The following is a 15,119-nucleotide window of genomic DNA, read 5'->3' on the forward strand; positions in this document are numbered from 1 at the left end:
ATTTGGACGGCGCTTTCGCTCTGAGCGGAGGCGCCGTCTTCGTTTTATTTCTACCCGTTTCCGCATGAGCTTTCTGTACTCCGTCAAGAGCATTTTCCGCGCCCTCTTCGTCGAAGCCGGCCTCAGTGACTTATCGTTCGGCCTGTTTCACCGCCTGAAGCTGCCGGCCCTGATGCGCCAGCGTCGCTGGCCCGAGTTTGAGCAGGCCCTACTCGGCGTATCGCCCGACGAGTTAAGCACCCTGCTCGACGAATTGTGTCTCACCAACCGCCACCACCCCCAGGTACTGACGTACCTGCAAACCGCCGATTCGGAGCTGAGCCGCCTGGTGGCGGGCGTGTACCATACACACACGGCCTGGGAGAGGCGCAGCAGCTACCAGGCCTCGGAGCTGACGCAAAGCCAGGTCAACGGCTTCTTCGAGCACCTAGAGCAGGCCCACCGAGCGCTTTGCCACGACTTCAGCGCGCCGAAGCTGCAGGTGGAGGCACTGGCCCGCCGCATCCGGGTAGAAATGGGCCTGAGCGAAAAGCAGGAAGCCCACAAGTCCTTCGCGGCAGCTGTCAGCCTGCAGCCGGGGCACTTGCTGGCCTACCTGAACCACTTCAAGCTACTGCTGCCCAAATGGTTGGGTAGTGAGCCGGAAGTGCGGGAGCTGCTCGACTTCGCCGACGACGCCGACACCCGGCAGTTGCTGCGCCTGATGTACCTGGTGGAAATGTACACCGACCTGTACTACGACGACCCGAAGAACGCCGGCCGCCAGTTGCAGCAGCAGTACGCCGCCGATATCGAAGCGGCCCTGGCCGCGCCCCGGCCGATAGCCAACGGCTCGGTCAAGGCCGTGTACGCGGCCAATTACCTGGCCTGCTTATACGACATTTTGGGGCGGCGCAAGGACCGGCAGCAACTCATTCAGCAGCTTGGCAACCGCTTTACTGTGCACCCCTGGGCCTACTTCGACGTGCGCGGCCGCCGGCAGATTGAAGCGCTGAACCTGGGCTAATCGTACGGCTAGGCTATATCAGCCCATGAAGCTCAACCGCCGCCTCAACCAGCTCACGGCCGCCGAGTACCGGCACGTGCTGACCAACTACCGCCGCTACACCGATTTCAACTCCCTGGGGTTGTTTCGCAGCATCCTCGAAAACGAGAAGCTGGACCCGGCCCAGCGCCTGCAGGTGCGCGACGCGGCCGTTACGGCCTTCCCGAAGTTCTTCGAGTTTCTGCAGCTGAAAGACCCGGATACCTACCTGCAGCTACAAGCCCTGGGCCAGGAACAGACCGCGGCCGAACGGCAAGCCGCCTGGCAGCAAGTACAGCGCAACCAGCAGCAGCTACTGGCCGACAAGCGCCTGCGCCACCGCAACTTCGGCACTTACGCTAAGCATGAGTGTGGTTACGCCGATTGCCCCCTGAACGGGCTGATGATTCGGCAGGGCTCCCGCACGACAGGACGCGGCATGTGGTTTCACTCCGACCGGCGCCTGGGCTGGAATCATTACCGCAACCACCAAGCGGAGCAGCGGCGGCAGGATCGGAAAGCCTTCAACGCCGCCCGCCACACCCGTTTTCCCGAAGACCTGTAGCTCGGCCGTAGTCGGACCGGCGTCACGCAACTGCGGGTTTCGCCGTAAGTTCAGGCGGATTATGAGTCAACAGTTTCTTGATACCGAAGGCCCGGGCTGGGTGGATCGGGGCATTATCAGCCCGGAGCAGCTGCGGCAGCTGCGGGCCCTGTACCCGGAAGAGCAGCGCACCATCGGGCTGCTGCCGCTGCTGGGCTCCCTGCTGGTGGCCCTGAGCGCGCTGAGCGTGGTGGCGGCCAACTGGCAGGACCTACCCGAAGCCCTGCGCCTGGCCTTGCTGCTGGGCGCGCTGACCGGGGCTTACGCCGCCGGCGAGTATTTTCTGGCCCGGGGCTACCGCGGGCTGGGCATCGGACTGGTGGGGCTGGGGCTGGGTTTGTTTGGGGCCAGCATCGTGCTGACCAGCCAGCTCTACCAGCTCATCGGCTACGACGCGACCGGGCTGCTGGCCTGGGTGGTGGCCGGCGTGCTGCTGACTTACGTGTACCAGAGCCGCACGCTGCTGCTGCTCACGGTGGGCATAGCGGCGCTGGCCCAGGGCTACAGCGTGGGCAGCCTGAGCACCTTCAGCTACGCCACCGCCGCGCTGACGGCCGGCGGCCTGGGCTACTACTGGTGGCGCCGCCCCGACGGCTTCTGCGGGGCCGTGCTGAGCACCGGGCTGCTGTGGCAGGCGGCCCTGCTGGTGCAGCACCTGCACATCAAAATCACCTGGTTTTTCGTGCCGGCCATGCTGGTGTACGCCCTCGGCGACTGGCAGCCGCACCGCCCGGCGGCCCGCGCCTGGCAGGCCCCGCCACTGGTGGCCGCGTTTCTGTTTACGCTCGGGCTGGCCATGTTCGGCGAGGGCGGCGACTACACCCGCGAGCTGCGCCCCCAGCCCCTGGGCTACCTCGGCGCCCTGCTGCTGGTGCTGCTGATTTCGGTGGCCGGCAAGCGCGCCCGCGGCCGCCTCACCGGCACCGCCGACTGGCTGCTGCTGCTGCCCGGCTATTACTTTCCCGGCGGGCTGGCCCTGGCCGTGGCCACGCTGGTGGTGCTTTACGCCTACTCCGGGGCGGTGCTCTACCGCGGCTTCCGCGAGCAGGCGCCCGAGCGCGTCAACCTCGGCACCGTGCTCTTCGTGCTGACGACCATGGTGGCCTACTTCAAGCTGACCTGGGGCTTCCTCGATAAGTCGCTGTTTTTCCTGCTCGGCGGGGCGCTGCTGCTCGGCCTGAGCTGGTACCTGCGCCGGCAGGCCCGCAGCCTCCCCCCTACCGACCAACCGCCCCCCGCTAAGCCCTGATGCGCCATCTGCCCACTTTTTCGCCCGCGCCCGAGCGGCGGCGCCGCTGGGTACTACTGGCCGTGGCCGCCCAGGTAGTGTTCATCCTGCTGGTGGCCGTGGCCGGATACGCCGTCAGCCACTACGGTCAGCGCATCACGCTGCGCACCACCGCCGTGGATACCGGCGCCCTCACCCGCGGCGACTACCTGAGCCTGAACTACGACGTGAGCCAGCTGCCCCGCCGCCTCTGGCGCGGCGACGCGGAGCCGCGCCGGCGCCGGCCGGTGTACGTGCAGCTGCAGCCCCTGCCCACCGGCGAGTACGCGGCCGTGGCCATCTACCCCGCCGAGCCCGCCGCCCTGCCCGCCAGCCACGTGGTGCTGCGCGGCTGGGTGGCCAACGCGTGGCGCCAGGGCCTGCAGCTGCGCTACGGCCTGGAGCGCTACTACGTGCCCGAAAACGCCGGCCGCCTGCTGGCCCGGCGCGCCCGACGCGAGCCGCTGCGGGTGCAAATCAGCATTGCGCCCTGGGGCCAGGCGCGCATCACCGGCGTGGAGCCGCTGCCGGCCGCCCGCTAGGTATGAGCACGCGTTCGAGGTGCCGCTGGCTGTTCGTGGCCGGCTGGGCCGCCGCTACGCTGGGGCCGTACGTGGCCCTGTTCGGCTCGGCGGCGCTAACCATGGGCGTGGACGTACAGATGCACAACACGTATTTCGTGGTGGGCCCTGCCGGCGCCCTGCAGGGCCTGGCCCTGCTGCTGACGCCGCTCGTCGGGGCGGTTTATTTGCTGATCATGCGCCGCCTAGGCCGCACCGCCCTCTGGGTTATCGGCCTGCTGGCCCTGCTGCTGATTTACCTGTGTGGCGGCCTCATCGAGGCGCTGGCCCAACTTGCCCCGGTCGCACACCTTCGTGAGTATCCGGGCGGCGCAGCCGGTCAGGCGCCAGTTGGCTCTTCCCTGCTTCGCTTGATTCCAGGGCTGCGGCTGCTACAAGTGCTGTTTGGCCTGGCAGCCCTGCTGGCGGGCCGGGCCCTGGGCCGCCGTAGCCCGCAAACGTCACCGCCCGACTTTCATCTTTGAGAGTCGGGCGGTGACGTTTGCGCGGTATTGTTTAGCGGGTCAGCAAGGCCAAATCCTGCGCGTCGGTATCCACAATGGCGTATTTCTTCTGCCCGGTTATGGTCATTTCGTCCAGGGCGTCCACCATGTCGCGGTAGGAGGCCTCGGGCGTGGTTTTGATGAGCACGGTGGTGTTGGGCCGGCGCCGGCGCTGCTCCAGCAGCACCCGCCGCAGCCCGTCGGCCCCGAAGTTGGTGGTGTGCAGCTCGGGCTTGCTGCTGGCGTCGTTCAGACCAAAAAAGTAATGCACCTGGTTGTTTTTGTCGAGCAGCAAAGTCAGCGCGTTCTTGGCTCCTACGTCGGTGGGCTTGCCTTTGCCGTCGGGCATGCTCAGCTGCATCACGTTGGGCTTGCTGAAGGTGGTGGTCAGCATGAAGAAGGTCAGCAGCAGGAAGGCCAGGTCCACCATCGGCGTCATATCGAGGCGGAAAGCGTGCTTTTTGGCGCGGGGCTTGGTGCTGCGGGGCTGGGCGGCGGCTTGGATTTCGGCCATGACGGATACGGGCTTGAAGGTGAATAACTACCCGCTGAACGGCCCCGCCCCGCCGCTTATTGCCCGCCGGCGGCCGGCAGCCCGAAGCGCCACACCCGTCCGGGCGTCACGCAGGCGTGCAGGGGCACGTCGCCGGGCCACACGTCGGCGATGCGCGGCACCGGCGGCTCCAGGCTCAGCCCAATGCGCAGCGCCTGCGGGTGCTGGGCCAGAAACCGGTCGTAAAAGCCCTTGCCGTAGCCCACGCGCTGCCCCTGCTCGTCGAAAGCCAGCAGCGGAATCAGCACGGCGTCGGGCTGCCAGGTGCCGGGGGGCAGAGCCTGACCAGCAGGCTCCGGGATGCCCCAGCGGTTAGGCGTCAGCTCGGTGGCCTCGTCCAGGTGGTAGTGCTGCAGCGAAACACCATCGGCCTGCACCACCGGCACGGCTACGCGCAGCCCCGGCAGCTGCTGCCACACCCGCCGGATGATCAGCCAGGTATCGGGCTCGTGCTGCTGCGGAATGGGCAGAAACGTGTGCAGCCAGGACCACTCGGCCACCGGAAACGCGGCGAAAAACTGCGCGGCCAGGGCCGCGCTGCGCCGCTGCACCTCGGCCGGCAGCAGCTGCTTACGGGCGGCCAGCATCTGGCGGCGAAGCTCGGCTTTGGTGCTCATCGGGCACAAAATACGCCGCGCCGGGCTAATCCTGCACCGTCACGAAAAAGCTCAGGATGGGGCGCACGTCGGCGGCAGAAGCGTCGAGCAGGGTGCGTTTCCAGGCCACCTGGGCGGTGCGGCGGTAGTACAGGCTGGTGGCAGTGCTGCCGAGCAAAGAGCCGAACACCAGCCCGTCCTCGGCCGCCGCTTCGCCCTCCCACTTCAGCAGCTCCACGGCCATGAAGAAATCCTCCGCGAGCAGCAGCTGCTCGTCGGCCAGCTCGAAGACCACGCTGCCGCCGCGCTGCACCGGGGCCCGCACAATCAGCTCCCGGTCGAGTAGCTGCTCGTCGGTGGGCCAGCCCTTGGCGTCGAGGCGGTAGAAATGCAGCCGGCAGGTGACGGTGGCTCCGGCATCCTGCCCGACGAAGAACCCGGCCCGCAGCAGGCGGCTGGGCGGGCGTTTCAGGCGAATGATGGTACCGATTTGGGCGCCCAGCTCCCCAGCCGCCAGCCCGATAGCGGCCATATTGGCCTTGCTGACGCTGCCCAGGGTGTGGGTGCGGCGGAAAGCACTGCGGGCCAGCACCTGCACCTCGCGCAGGGCTACGGTGCCGGTGCTCAGCGCCACGGTCGGCTCGGCGCGGAGCTGGGCCAGCGTGAGGTGCCGCGGCCGGAAGCCCAGGCTGCTCACCCGCACCGAATCGGTGGGGGCGGCGCCCGCGGCGTCGAGACGGTAGCGGCCCAGTTCGTCGGCCACGGTGCCCACTTCGCGCCCCGGCAGCCCGATGGTGGCAAAGGGCACCGGCGCCTGCGTCTGGGCATTGAGCACGGTGCCGCTGATAACCTGCGCCCCGGCCAGGGCCGGCAGCAACAGACTGAGCAGAAACACCGCCAGCGGCGGGCAGAGACGAGGCATACCCGGTAGTACGCAGCCGACGCCCGGTTAGCCGAACCCGGCCGGTTCAGGCACTGTCATGTCGAACAAAGTGAGACATCTGGATGAAGCCGTTCAACGAAATCAACCCAGACGCCTCACTTCGTCGCGGACATGACAAGCCGCTCGACGTGACAGGGCGCGCCTACTCCTCCTCTAGCACCGTGAACTGCAGGGCCAGCGGGTCGAAGGCCTCGATGAGCTGGCCGATAAAGCCGGGGTTGTTGGTCAGGATGCTCAGCACGTTATCGTGGCGCTCCTGCAGGCCGCCGGCGGGAAACAGCTTGTCCTTGAGGCCGCTGAGCTGGTTGTAGGCCGTTTCGTGCTTGGTTTCGGCGGCTTTGCTCAGGCGCTTTTCCAGCCCGGCCACGATGCCCGTCACCTTCTGCTGCTCGGCGGCCACGGTCTTGACCAGCGTCGGGTCGAGGCGCTGGGCCAGGGCCGATACGGCGGCAAAGGCGGCGGCCAGCTGCTGCTGCTGCTCGGCCAGGCTGACTTCCTCCTGCCCCACGGTGGCGGCCACCTGCTTTTTCAGCTCGGGCAGCGGGCGGAACAAATCGTCGGTCGTCAGGCCCAGCTTGCGCAGCTTGCCCACATGGGTGCGGCCCACGTACAGGGCCGAGTTGCGCAGCAGCACCAGCGGCATGGGCACCTGGTAGTGGTCGAACACGCCCTTGAGCTGCAGCCAGTAGTTGACTTCGGCCCCGCCGCCCACGTAGCAGAGGTTGGGCAGCAGCAGCTCCTGGTAGAGCGGGCGCAGCACCACGTTGGGGCTAAAGCATTCGGGCTGCTCCTCGGCGCGGCGCACGGCCTCGTCCACCGTCCAGCGGATGTCGGTGTTGCGCACCAGCACGTGGCCGTCTTCCAGCTCCAGCCGCTCCCGCTGCCCGGCGTCGGTGATATAAAAGAGGTTGAGCGGGCGCACGTACACCTGGGGCTTGTAGCCGGCGGCCTCCAGGGCTGCGTCGGCGGCCTGCACGGCCTGGTAGGCCGGCTGGGCGCGCAGCTCTTCGGCCAGCACGGGGGCCAGCACCGGTTTCAGCGCCGCGTCGTCGGGCTCGATGCTCACCAGGCCGTACTCCCCGAACAGGCTGTGCACCAGCCGGCGCATGGCCTCGGCCAGGGTGCCGCTCTGCTCGTAGGCGTCGCGGAAGGCGGCGGGCACTTCGGCGGGCAGCTGGCTGAGCACCTGCTCGGGCAGCCCGTCGAGCCCGAGCCGCCCCACGGGGCCGCCGGTGCCTTCGGTCTGCCACTCCAGCTTTTTGCCGAAGAGGTGCAGGTGGTTGATTTCGGCGAAATCGTGGTCCTCGGAGGCCAGCCAGTACACCGGCACGAAATCGTACTGCGGGTACTCCTGCTTGAGTTGCCGGCACAGCTTCAGCACCGTCACAATCTTGTAGATGAAGTACAGCGGGCCGGTCAGCACGTTGAGCTGGTGGCCGGTGGTGACGGTGAAGGTGGTGTCCTGTTGCAGCAGCGCCAGGTTTTGCTGCACGGCCGGGTGCACCGCGGGCAGGGCCGCGTACTGGCGCTGCAGGGCCTCGGTCAGCCGGGCGCGGGTATCGGCCGAATAATGGGCCTGCTTGTCGGCTATCTGCTCCCGGAAGGCCGCCAGCGTGGGGAAGCGGTGGTAAAAAGGCTGGAGGCGGGGCTCCTGCTGCAGGTAATCGGTGAGGAAGGAGCTGAAGGCGCCGGTGGCGGCGTAGGGCAGACAGTGCACGGGCATGAGGCAGTCGGGGAAACGGTGCAGGCTGCAACGTTCGCGAAAAAACCGCGGCCCGCGCCGAATGTTCAGGTGTAACCTTATTTCGCCGGCTACGTCTTTTTTGCACCGTGGTTATTTCCTATATTGCTTAACCACCCCGCCACCGCTTACCACCCTTTTATGAACCTCGTTATGCCTCCTTGGGCCTGGTTGGCCCTGCTCGGGCTTTTGCCCTGGCTGTTCACCGTCTGGCACATCCGCAGCGGCGAGTTTCCGGGCCGCTGGGAGCGGCGGCGCTGGTTCAACACCGTGACTTACCTGCCCATCATCGGCATGTGGCAGTACTGGACCAGCGGCGTGCACCGCCGGAATCTGTCGCACTAAGGAATACTGCCTTTCGCCCTTCACAAACAAGCAGGCCCGCCGTTCGCACGGCGGGCCTGCTTGCTTTTACGGGGAGTACGAATTTAGTCAGCCGGCCAGAACCGCATTTCCAGCGACACGCGCGTGGCGTCGGCGTTCAGGTTCACGGCGCCGCCGTGCAGCAGGTAGGGCGAAAACACCAGCACCTCGTGCGGGGCCGGGTTGGGCCGGATAATCTGCAGGGGCTCCTCCGATTCTTTCACGGCGGGCACCGTGAAGGCCACGCCGTTGTACACGGCCCCGCCGCGGGTGCGCACCACACGGCTTTCGGGCCACCAGTGGCTGCCGGGCACCAGCGTCAGCGAGGAGTTGGCCGTGCTGCCGGCCAGCGGCGCGTAGATGTTCACGCAGTCGTCGTAGTCGGGCAGCCACACGTCGCGGTGCAGGGGGTTGTTGTCGGGCTGGTTGGGGCGCACGATGCGCAGGTGAAACCAGCGGCCGTTGTCCCAGGGGTTCAGGGCCTGCACCGGGCGGCCGCAGAGCGCCGATACGCGCTGCTCCAGCACGCTGGCGGGCAGCGGCAGCCGCGTCTGGGAAATCTCCTTGATCTGGTTGATAACCGCCAGGTGCAACTCCTTGCTGTCACCGACGGCGTGGTGGTACTGGCTGATGTCGAAATCATCGGCCACGGCCAGGCCCGCGTGGCGCATAAACTCGCGCACGAGCTGGTACAGGCCCCGTTGCAGCTGCTGCAGCTCCGCGGCGGGCAGAAACTCCGCTACCGTGTAGCCCTGGGCCGCCCAGTCAGTACCCGCCGTGAGGTCTTGGGCCGTAGCCAGGAGTACCTGCTGATCCGGCGCATCCGCTTCGCCCTCGATGCGGTACTCCACCGCTTTGTTATTGATGTTGACTTTCATAGTTGAATACGTACTGCGGTTTTCGGACCGACGCAGCCGCAATGTAGAGACGCGTACTTGCGTCTCGTCGGCCGCGCCGTTTGGGCGTCGTCGTTCGGGCATCATCGTTCAACGACAAGAGGCAAATATGCGTCTCTACACCGTTCTTACAACCGCTGCACCAAGCCCATCAGACTGGATTTTCACAGGCATAACCCAGTAAAAACGACAAAGACTGCCCGGCAGAGCAGTCTTTGTGGTATAAGGCAGGCCCGAAATTACTGGCTCACTACCTCGCCGTACAGGTCGAAGTCCGAGGCTTCGGTAATCTTCACCTGGGCGAAGTCGCCGAGGCGCACGTACTGGCTGGTAGCCGGCACCAGCACCTCGTTGTCGACCTCGGGCGAGTCGTACTGGGTGCGGCCGACCCAGTAGCCGCTTTCCTTGCGGTCGAAGAGCACTTTGTAGGTGTTGCCCACCTTCTGCTCGTTCAGGTCCATCGAAATGCCCTGCTGCAGCTCCATGATGGCGTCGGCGCGCTCCTGCTTGACTTCGGCGGGCACGTTGTCTTCCAGCGTGTAGGCGTGGGTGTTTTCCTCGTGCGAGTAGGTGAAGATGCCCAGGCGCTCAAACTTGGTCTTTTCCACGAAGTCGTACAGCTCCTGGAAATCCTGCTCCGTTTCGCCGGGGTGGCCGGCAATGAGGGTGGTACGCAGGGCAATGTCGGGCATACGCTGCCGAATCTGGTCGACCAGCTCCACCGTGCGGCGCTTCGAGATGCCGCGGCGCATGGTCTTCAGCATGTTGTCCGAGATATGCTGCAGGGGCATGTCGAGGTACTTGCACACGTTTTCGCGCTCCTGCATCACGTCCAGCACTTCCATCGGGAACTGCGAGGGGTAAGCGTACTGCAGGCGAATCCAGTCGATGCCGCTGACGTCGGAGAGGCGGCGCACCAGCTCGGCCAGCTTCCGCTCCCCGTATTTCTCCAGGCCGTAGTAGGTCAGGTCCTGGGCAATGAGAATCAGCTCCTTGGTGCCCAGGCGCGCCAGCTTGGTGGCCTCGGTCACCAGGTCGTCCATGGTCTTATCGACGTGCTTGCCGCGCATCAGCGGGATGGCGCAGAACGAGCAGGGGCGGTTGCAGCCCTCGGCAATCTTGAAGTAGGCGTAGTGCTTGGGCGTCGTGAGCAGCCGCTCACCCACCAGCTCGTGCTTGTAGTCGGCGTTCAGGGTCTTGAGCAGCTGGGGCAGCTCCAGGGTGCCGAAGTAGGCATCGACCTGCGGAATTTCTACCTCCAGCTGGTCTTTATAGCGCTGCGAGAGGCAACCCGTCACGTACACCTTGTCGACCTTGCCGGCTTCCTTAGCGTCGGCGTACTGCAGGATGGTGTCGATGCTTTCCTGCTTGGCGTTGTCGATGAAGCCGCAGGTGTTGATGATGACGATGCCCGACTCGTTCTTGGTCGATTCGTGGGTTACGTCGTAGCCGTTGCCGCGCAGCTGGCCCATCAGCACTTCCGAGTCCACCAGGTTCTTGGAGCAGCCCAGGGTGATGACGTTGACCTTATTGGCCCGATTGCCTTTTACTTTCATTCTGCCTGTGGCGCGAACTTATAGTTCGCGTATCGTTGTGCGGCGCCGCCCACCGGAAAGCACCTAATCCTGAACAAATTACCCCGTTTTCGCGCCGGGCGAAAATTGGTGCGCAAAGGTACGAAGACGCCAACGCCTTTTCCTAGCCCGAACGTTCCAGTAGCGCGAAGCAGAGCTTCGCGCTTCGTTGCTGACGTTTATCCGACACTCGTTCGAGTATATCGTTCAACGAAACGCGAAGCAGAGCTTCGCGCTACAGCCCCCGACCACCCGTCAGCACGCCGTACGCGGCCGGGGCCACGCGGCGCAGCCCGGCGCCCAGCAGCACGGCCAGGGCCACCACCGCCAGCGGCAGGAGCAGAAACGTAAGCAGTTGCTGCTCGGGCCAGCGGCCCAGCACGGCTTCGGTGGCGTAGTTGACCAGCGGCACGTGCAGGGCGTAAATCATAAACGAGAAGCCCGTCAGCCAGACAAACCAGCGCCGGCGCATGGCGGCCCGCACCAGCCCATTCGAGCCAAACCACATGACCACTACGCCCAGCAGCTCGGCCGCGCGGTGCAGCAGCGTCATCGGGAAGAAGGGCGGGTGCTCGTAGTAAAAGGCCAGCCAGGTTTTCAGCCCGACAAGGCCCAGCCAGAGCAGGGCAAAGGGCAGCAGCCGGAACCAGCGCGGCTGCAGCAGCACCTCTTTGTCGCGGCGGCGCAGCCACACGCCCAGGGCGAAGAACAGCAGCCCGTTGCCTTCCACCAGCAGCACGTTGAAATCCGTCAGCCACAGCAGCCCGGCCACGGCGAAGTACACGGCGGGGGCCCGGTCGAGCACCCAGCGCAGGGCCGGGTAGGCCAGGTTCAGCACCAGCAGGCTACGCAGAAACCAGAGCTGAAACGGCACCGGCGCCAGCAGCCAGCGCAGCAGCAGCTGCCCCGACGAGTAGCCGCTGACGAAGGCGTTTTCGGGCCCGAAGATGCTCAGCGAAGCCTGCTGCACCAGCTGCCGGGAGTACGGGTGCTGCTCCAGCGCCCAGGTGAACAGCAGCCCGAGCAGGCTCCAGAGCAGGTAGGGCACGAGCAGGGTGCGCAGCCGCCGTTTCACCCGTTCCCGGTGCGGCGTGCCCGCGTCGTGGTGGGCGAAGAGGTAGCCCGAAATGGCGAACAGAATGGGGATGCGGAAGCGCAGCAGCCCGTTGGCCAGCAAGTATTGCAGGAACGTGCCCACCGCCAGTGGCTCGTCGACCGGCGTGAAGGGCTGCAGGTAGCGCGGGTGCAGGTTGTAGGCGTGCACGTACACCAGCATGAGCATGGCTACCAGGGACCAGAACCGCAGCTTCTGGCTCAGCAGCGGGTCGAGGCGCGCGGGCTGCACCACGGCCGGGGCGGGGGCTTTGTAGACGATGTGCATACCCCACCAGATGCCGGCGGCGGCGCGGGGGTTGCCCGGCAGATCTGCTCCTTCCGGCTGATATCAGAAGCCGCGCCCGCGTACCAACGGCCGCTCTTGCGCGTTGAATAACCCTCACCTGCCGCCCCATGAAACTACTACTCCCCGCCCTGGCCCTGACGGCCGCCGGCCTCACCGGCTGCATCTCCACCCGCACCGCCCCGCTGCCCGCCGATGGGGCAGCGCAGGTGTATTTTACCCGCCTGCCCGAGCGCCCTTACCGGGAACTAGCCTACGTCGAGGCCACCGGCAACGCCTTCACCACCCGCCCCCAGCTGCTGCGCAAGCTCCAGCAGCAGCAAGCCCGCCTGCAGGGCGACGCGCTGGTGCAGGTGCGCTACGACTTCGTGTTCTGGTGGCCGCACGCCGGGGCCGTGGTGGTGAAGTACCAGTAAACTCAGCCCGCGCTTTTGCCCGCCTCCGACTTGCCGATCAGCGCCTCCATCAGCTGCTGGGCCGCCACCAGCACCGGCCCGCCCAGCGCATCCTGCCACAGGGCCTCGAACGACGCCTGCCCAAAATGCAGCCCCGAGGGCGTGAGCATGTTGATGCGCACCGTACCCTTGGGTGGCGCGGCCGGCCTGGGCTCCGTCCACGGCCCGATCTGCTCGGCCACGCGCTGCCCGGCGGCCAGCAGCCCCTGAATCGGGGCCACCAGGGAGTCGTCGGGCCGCTCCCACACCACGCCGGCCCCGCTAAAGTTGTAGTAGCGGGCCGAACCGTCGGCGTAGGCGGCCACCAGGTCGAGGCCCTGGTCCAGGCCTACTTCCACCACCACGCCCAGCACCTGCTTGGCCTCGGCGGCAGTCGGTTCCTGGCCCAGCTCCCGCAGCGCCTGCCAGGCCTGCAGGTAGTGCCGCGCCTCCAGTCCGTCGGTGGCCAGCACCCGACGCAGGGCCTCGGCGGCCGCAGCAGCGTCGTGCTGCTCCACGGCTTGCTGGGCGGCTACAAACCAGTTCCACGGCTCGGTAGCGGCCAGGTCGGAGCCCGGGCGGGGCCACTGGTCCAGCGACAGGTCGCCGAACAGCACCTCGCGGATGCCGGCGGGCGGGGGCGGCGGGGTGCTGCCGCTGAGTTTGTTGAGCAGATTTCGGAGCATGGGAGCTGGGAAAAAGAGCCAGAACCCAAATAACGCGAAAGCGCCACCGACCCGAGGCCGGTGGCGCTTTTACAAAGCCGCTCGGGGCAGCTCTTACTTCTTCGAAAACAGCGAATCCACGAAGGTGCGGCGGTCGAACAGCTGCAGGTCGGTCATTTTCTCGCCCACCCCGATGTAGCGCACCGGCACGTTCAGCTGGTCGGAGATGCCGATAACCACGCCGCCCTTGGCCGTGCCGTCGAGCTTGGTAATGGCCAGGGCCGATACTTCGGTGGCTTTGGTGAATTCCTTGGCCTGAATAAAGGCGTTCTGCCCGGTGCTGCCGTCGAGCACCAGCAGTACCTCGTGCGGGGCGTCGGGAATCACCTTCTGCATCACGCGCTTGATTTTGCTCAGCTCGTTCATCAGGTTCACCTTGTTGTGCAGGCGCCCGGCCGTGTCGATGATGACCACATCGGCCTGCATTTCCACGCCTTTCTGCACCGCGTCGTAGGCCACGGAGGCCGGGTCGGTGTTCATGCCGTGCGAAATGACGGGCACGCCCACCCGCTGGCCCCAGATGATAAGCTGATCCACGGCGGCGGCGCGGAAGGTGTCGGCGGCGCCGAGCACTACTTTTTTGCCGGCCGAGTGGAAGCGGTGGGCCAGCTTGCCGATGGTCGTGGTCTTACCCACGCCGTTGACGCCCACCACCATAATCACGAAGGGCTGCCCGCCGGCCCGGTCGCTGCGCTCCAGCACGGCCGTCGAACCCGAGTCGTTGCGCTGCAGCAGCTCGGCAATTTCCTCGCGCAGGATGCGGTCCAGCTCCGAGGTGCCCACGTACTTGTCGCGGGCCACGCGCTTCTCGATGCGGTCAATGACCTTCACCGTGGTATCGATGCCCACGTCGGCGTGCACCAGTACGGTTTCCAGGTCGTCGAGTACCTCTTCGTCGACGGTGCTCTTGCCCACCACGGCTTTGCTGAGCTGGTCGAAGAAGCTGGTTTTGGTTTTTTCCAGCCCTTTGTCCAGGGACTCGCGCTGCTCCTTGTTTTCCTTATCCTTCTTGAAAAAATCGAACAGGCCCATGTATCTGGTGCTTCGTGCCTAGTGCTTGGTGCTTCGGAAAGGGGGGAACGACCAGAGTCGTCTTCCGTCAGCGGCGACGGAAGGGCGGCTGCGGCCCAGGCACCAAGCTCTGGCCGCGCAGCACACCGGGGGTAATACGCAAAAAAGTCCCACGGAAAGGCGGGACTTCTTCACTTATTTGACGGGCGCGAAACGGTGGCCCCGTGGGGCACCGGATGGGCGTTGGCACAGCCTCTTGACCGTACGCACCCGCAAAGGCCTTACTTGGTGCCGGTAGCGAGGAACTCCTGCACTTTGTCCACGGGCACCATTTCCTCCTTGAAGGTGTAGGCGCCGGTTTTGGGCGAGCGGACAGCGCGGATAACCTTAGCCCAGTCCTTGCCGCCCGAGGTTTTCAGGGTAGCTACTACTTTCTTAGCCATGACTCAGCTTACTTGATTTCCTTGTGAACGGTCATTTTTTTCAGCACCGGGTTGTATTTCTTCAACTCGATACGCTCCGGGGTATTCTTCCGGTTTTTCGTCGTGATGTAGCGCGAGGTGCCCGGCTGGCCCGAGTTCTTGTGCTCGGTGCACTCCAGGATTACCTGCACCCGGTTTCCTTTCTTGGCCATCGTGGTACGGTCAGGGCGTGGGTTTCGATTTTAGGACTGCAAAGATACGGAATGGTTTGATAAAGTCAAACTCCTGATTCGTTGTTCGTTGGTGTTTTTGCTTTTCAACCGTCATCCTGAGCGCAGCGAAGGACCTTTCTCGCACCCTGCACCGACTAAAAAGTGCAGCCACCAACACCCGTGAGACTATATGGCTGCGCTTTATCGTTTTGGATACGGCGCGCCGGCACGTAGGCATCAGCGGCGGTGCAGGGTGCGAGAAAGGTCCTTCGCTGCGCTCAGGATGACGACC

At 65.6% G+C, this 15,119-nt stretch carries 18 protein-coding genes; 7 read left to right on the forward strand and 11 right to left on the reverse strand.

Annotated elements, in window-relative coordinates; genetic code table 11:
• Positions 1-64: 64 nt before the first annotated feature.
• The 5 genes from EJV47_RS19595 (at position 65) to EJV47_RS19615 (ending at position 3,940) form a co-directional block, all read left to right on the forward strand.
• On the forward strand, positions 65-1,006 hold the full coding sequence (locus tag EJV47_RS19595) for a hypothetical protein (protein ID WP_126694897.1): 942 nt from the start codon (positions 65-67) through the stop codon (positions 1,004-1,006).
• Between the two features lie 25 nt (positions 1,007-1,031).
• Positions 1,032-1,589, forward strand: a complete 558-nt coding sequence (locus EJV47_RS19600) for a hypothetical protein (protein WP_126694899.1) — start codon at positions 1,032-1,034, stop codon at positions 1,587-1,589.
• 61 nt (positions 1,590-1,650) lie between these two features.
• On the forward strand, positions 1,651-2,877 hold the full coding sequence (locus EJV47_RS19605) for a DUF2157 domain-containing protein (protein WP_126694901.1): 1,227 nt from the start codon (positions 1,651-1,653) through the stop codon (positions 2,875-2,877).
• Positions 2,877-3,437, forward strand: a complete 561-nt coding sequence (locus tag EJV47_RS19610; protein ID WP_126694903.1) for a GDYXXLXY domain-containing protein — start codon at positions 2,877-2,879, stop codon at positions 3,435-3,437. Before EJV47_RS19605 ends, EJV47_RS19610 begins: the two co-directional genes overlap by 1 nt.
• A gap of 2 nt (positions 3,438-3,439) precedes the next feature.
• Complete coding sequence (locus tag EJV47_RS19615) at positions 3,440-3,940, forward strand: hypothetical protein (RefSeq protein ID WP_126694905.1); 501 nt, start codon at positions 3,440-3,442, stop codon at positions 3,938-3,940.
• Between the two features lie 31 nt (positions 3,941-3,971).
• Here EJV47_RS19615 and EJV47_RS19620 read toward each other — a convergent pair whose 3' ends face one another.
• The 4 genes from EJV47_RS19620 to bshC all read right to left on the reverse strand — a co-directional run bounded on the left by EJV47_RS19620 (position 3,972) and on the right by bshC (position 7,773).
• Entirely contained in the window at positions 3,972-4,472 is a 501-nt protein-coding gene (locus EJV47_RS19620) for an ExbD/TolR family protein (RefSeq protein ID WP_126694907.1), read from the reverse strand.
• A gap of 56 nt (positions 4,473-4,528) precedes the next feature.
• The gene (locus EJV47_RS19625) at positions 4,529-5,128 is read right to left on the reverse strand and encodes a 5-formyltetrahydrofolate cyclo-ligase (RefSeq protein WP_126694909.1); all 600 of its coding nucleotides are present in this window, start codon (positions 5,126-5,128) and stop codon (positions 4,529-4,531) included.
• A 25-nt stretch (positions 5,129-5,153) separates the two neighbouring features.
• Positions 5,154-6,029 (reverse strand): carboxypeptidase-like regulatory domain-containing protein, encoded by an 876-nt coding sequence (locus tag EJV47_RS19630; protein WP_126694910.1) that lies wholly within the window; start codon positions 6,027-6,029, stop codon positions 5,154-5,156.
• A 163-nt stretch (positions 6,030-6,192) separates the two neighbouring features.
• Positions 6,193-7,773 carry a bacillithiol biosynthesis cysteine-adding enzyme BshC gene (gene bshC / locus EJV47_RS19635; RefSeq protein WP_126694911.1) on the reverse strand — a complete coding sequence of 527 codons (1,581 nt, stop codon included), beginning with the start codon at positions 7,771-7,773 and terminating at the stop codon, positions 6,193-6,195.
• 159 nt (positions 7,774-7,932) lie between these two features.
• On the opposite strand from bshC, the gene EJV47_RS19640 reads away from it, so the two are divergent.
• Positions 7,933-8,136, forward strand: coding sequence for a hypothetical protein (locus EJV47_RS19640; protein WP_126694912.1), 204 nt, complete (start codon positions 7,933-7,935; stop codon positions 8,134-8,136).
• A gap of 83 nt (positions 8,137-8,219) precedes the next feature.
• Here EJV47_RS19640 and EJV47_RS19645 read toward each other — a convergent pair whose 3' ends face one another.
• From EJV47_RS19645 to EJV47_RS19655, 3 genes are all read right to left on the reverse strand, one after another.
• Entirely contained in the window at positions 8,220-9,032 is an 813-nt protein-coding gene (locus EJV47_RS19645; RefSeq protein ID WP_165903836.1) for a phytanoyl-CoA dioxygenase family protein, read from the reverse strand.
• 257 nt (positions 9,033-9,289) lie between these two features.
• Complete coding sequence (gene rimO / locus EJV47_RS19650; RefSeq protein WP_126694914.1) at positions 9,290-10,606, reverse strand: 30S ribosomal protein S12 methylthiotransferase RimO; 1,317 nt, start codon at positions 10,604-10,606, stop codon at positions 9,290-9,292.
• 253 nt (positions 10,607-10,859) lie between these two features.
• The gene (locus EJV47_RS19655; RefSeq protein WP_126694915.1) at positions 10,860-12,005 is read right to left on the reverse strand and encodes an acyltransferase family protein; all 1,146 of its coding nucleotides are present in this window, start codon (positions 12,003-12,005) and stop codon (positions 10,860-10,862) included.
• 128 nt (positions 12,006-12,133) lie between these two features.
• On the opposite strand from EJV47_RS19655, the gene EJV47_RS19660 reads away from it, so the two are divergent.
• Positions 12,134-12,439, forward strand: coding sequence for a hypothetical protein (locus EJV47_RS19660; protein ID WP_126694916.1), 306 nt, complete (start codon positions 12,134-12,136; stop codon positions 12,437-12,439).
• A gap of 2 nt (positions 12,440-12,441) precedes the next feature.
• On the opposite strand, the gene EJV47_RS19665 is transcribed toward EJV47_RS19660, so the two are convergent.
• The 4 genes from EJV47_RS19665 to rpmG all read right to left on the reverse strand — a co-directional run bounded on the left by EJV47_RS19665 (position 12,442) and on the right by rpmG (position 14,827).
• On the reverse strand, positions 12,442-13,143 hold the full coding sequence (locus tag EJV47_RS19665) for a hypothetical protein (RefSeq protein WP_126694917.1): 702 nt from the start codon (positions 13,141-13,143) through the stop codon (positions 12,442-12,444).
• A gap of 93 nt (positions 13,144-13,236) precedes the next feature.
• Positions 13,237-14,214: a signal recognition particle-docking protein FtsY gene (gene ftsY / locus EJV47_RS19670; protein ID WP_126694918.1), complete on the reverse strand. Its 978-nt coding sequence runs from the start codon at positions 14,212-14,214 to the stop codon at positions 13,237-13,239.
• A gap of 260 nt (positions 14,215-14,474) precedes the next feature.
• Positions 14,475-14,636 (reverse strand): DUF4295 domain-containing protein, encoded by a 162-nt coding sequence (locus EJV47_RS19675; protein ID WP_111477636.1) that lies wholly within the window; start codon positions 14,634-14,636, stop codon positions 14,475-14,477.
• Positions 14,637-14,644: 8 nt separating this feature from the next.
• Positions 14,645-14,827: a 50S ribosomal protein L33 gene (gene rpmG, locus EJV47_RS19680; protein ID WP_126694919.1), complete on the reverse strand. Its 183-nt coding sequence runs from the start codon at positions 14,825-14,827 to the stop codon at positions 14,645-14,647.
• Between the last annotated feature and the right edge of the window lie 292 nt (positions 14,828-15,119).

Origin of the sequence: Hymenobacter gummosus (genome assembly GCF_003970915.1) — a bacterium.
GTDB classification, from domain to species: domain Bacteria; phylum Bacteroidota; class Bacteroidia; order Cytophagales; family Hymenobacteraceae; genus Solirubrum; species Solirubrum gummosum.

Bases quoted from the DNA above. Each gene is read 5' to 3' on its own strand.
- bshC (WP_126694911.1), bottom strand. From the start codon at position 7,773: ATGCCCGTGCACTGTCTGCCCTACGCCGCCACCGGCGCCTTCAGCTCC.
- EJV47_RS19655 (WP_126694915.1), bottom strand. From the start codon at position 12,005: ATGCACATCGTCTACAAAGCCCCCGCCCCGGCCGTGGTGCAGCCCGCG.
- EJV47_RS19600 (WP_126694899.1), top strand. From the start codon at position 1,032: ATGAAGCTCAACCGCCGCCTCAACCAGCTCACGGCCGCCGAGTACCGG.
- rpmG (WP_126694919.1), bottom strand. From the start codon at position 14,827: ATGGCCAAGAAAGGAAACCGGGTGCAGGTAATCCTGGAGTGCACCGAG.
- EJV47_RS19645 (WP_165903836.1), bottom strand. From the start codon at position 9,032: ATGAAAGTCAACATCAATAACAAAGCGGTGGAGTACCGCATCGAGGGC.
- EJV47_RS19625 (WP_126694909.1), bottom strand. From the start codon at position 5,128: ATGAGCACCAAAGCCGAGCTTCGCCGCCAGATGCTGGCCGCCCGTAAG.
- rimO (WP_126694914.1), bottom strand. From the start codon at position 10,606: ATGAAAGTAAAAGGCAATCGGGCCAATAAGGTCAACGTCATCACCCTG.
- EJV47_RS19665 (WP_126694917.1), bottom strand. From the start codon at position 13,143: ATGCTCCGAAATCTGCTCAACAAACTCAGCGGCAGCACCCCGCCGCCC.
- EJV47_RS19630 (WP_126694910.1), bottom strand. From the start codon at position 6,029: ATGCCTCGTCTCTGCCCGCCGCTGGCGGTGTTTCTGCTCAGTCTGTTG.
- EJV47_RS19660 (WP_126694916.1), top strand. From the start codon at position 12,134: ATGAAACTACTACTCCCCGCCCTGGCCCTGACGGCCGCCGGCCTCACC.
- EJV47_RS19675 (WP_111477636.1), bottom strand. From the start codon at position 14,636: ATGGCTAAGAAAGTAGTAGCTACCCTGAAAACCTCGGGCGGCAAGGAC.
- ftsY (WP_126694918.1), bottom strand. From the start codon at position 14,214: ATGGGCCTGTTCGATTTTTTCAAGAAGGATAAGGAAAACAAGGAGCAG.
- EJV47_RS19605 (WP_126694901.1), top strand. From the start codon at position 1,651: ATGAGTCAACAGTTTCTTGATACCGAAGGCCCGGGCTGGGTGGATCGG.
- EJV47_RS19615 (WP_126694905.1), top strand. From the start codon at position 3,440: ATGAGCACGCGTTCGAGGTGCCGCTGGCTGTTCGTGGCCGGCTGGGCC.
- EJV47_RS19610 (WP_126694903.1), top strand. From the start codon at position 2,877: ATGCGCCATCTGCCCACTTTTTCGCCCGCGCCCGAGCGGCGGCGCCGC.
- EJV47_RS19620 (WP_126694907.1), bottom strand. From the start codon at position 4,472: ATGGCCGAAATCCAAGCCGCCGCCCAGCCCCGCAGCACCAAGCCCCGC.
- EJV47_RS19595 (WP_126694897.1), top strand. From the start codon at position 65: ATGAGCTTTCTGTACTCCGTCAAGAGCATTTTCCGCGCCCTCTTCGTC.
- EJV47_RS19640 (WP_126694912.1), top strand. From the start codon at position 7,933: ATGAACCTCGTTATGCCTCCTTGGGCCTGGTTGGCCCTGCTCGGGCTT.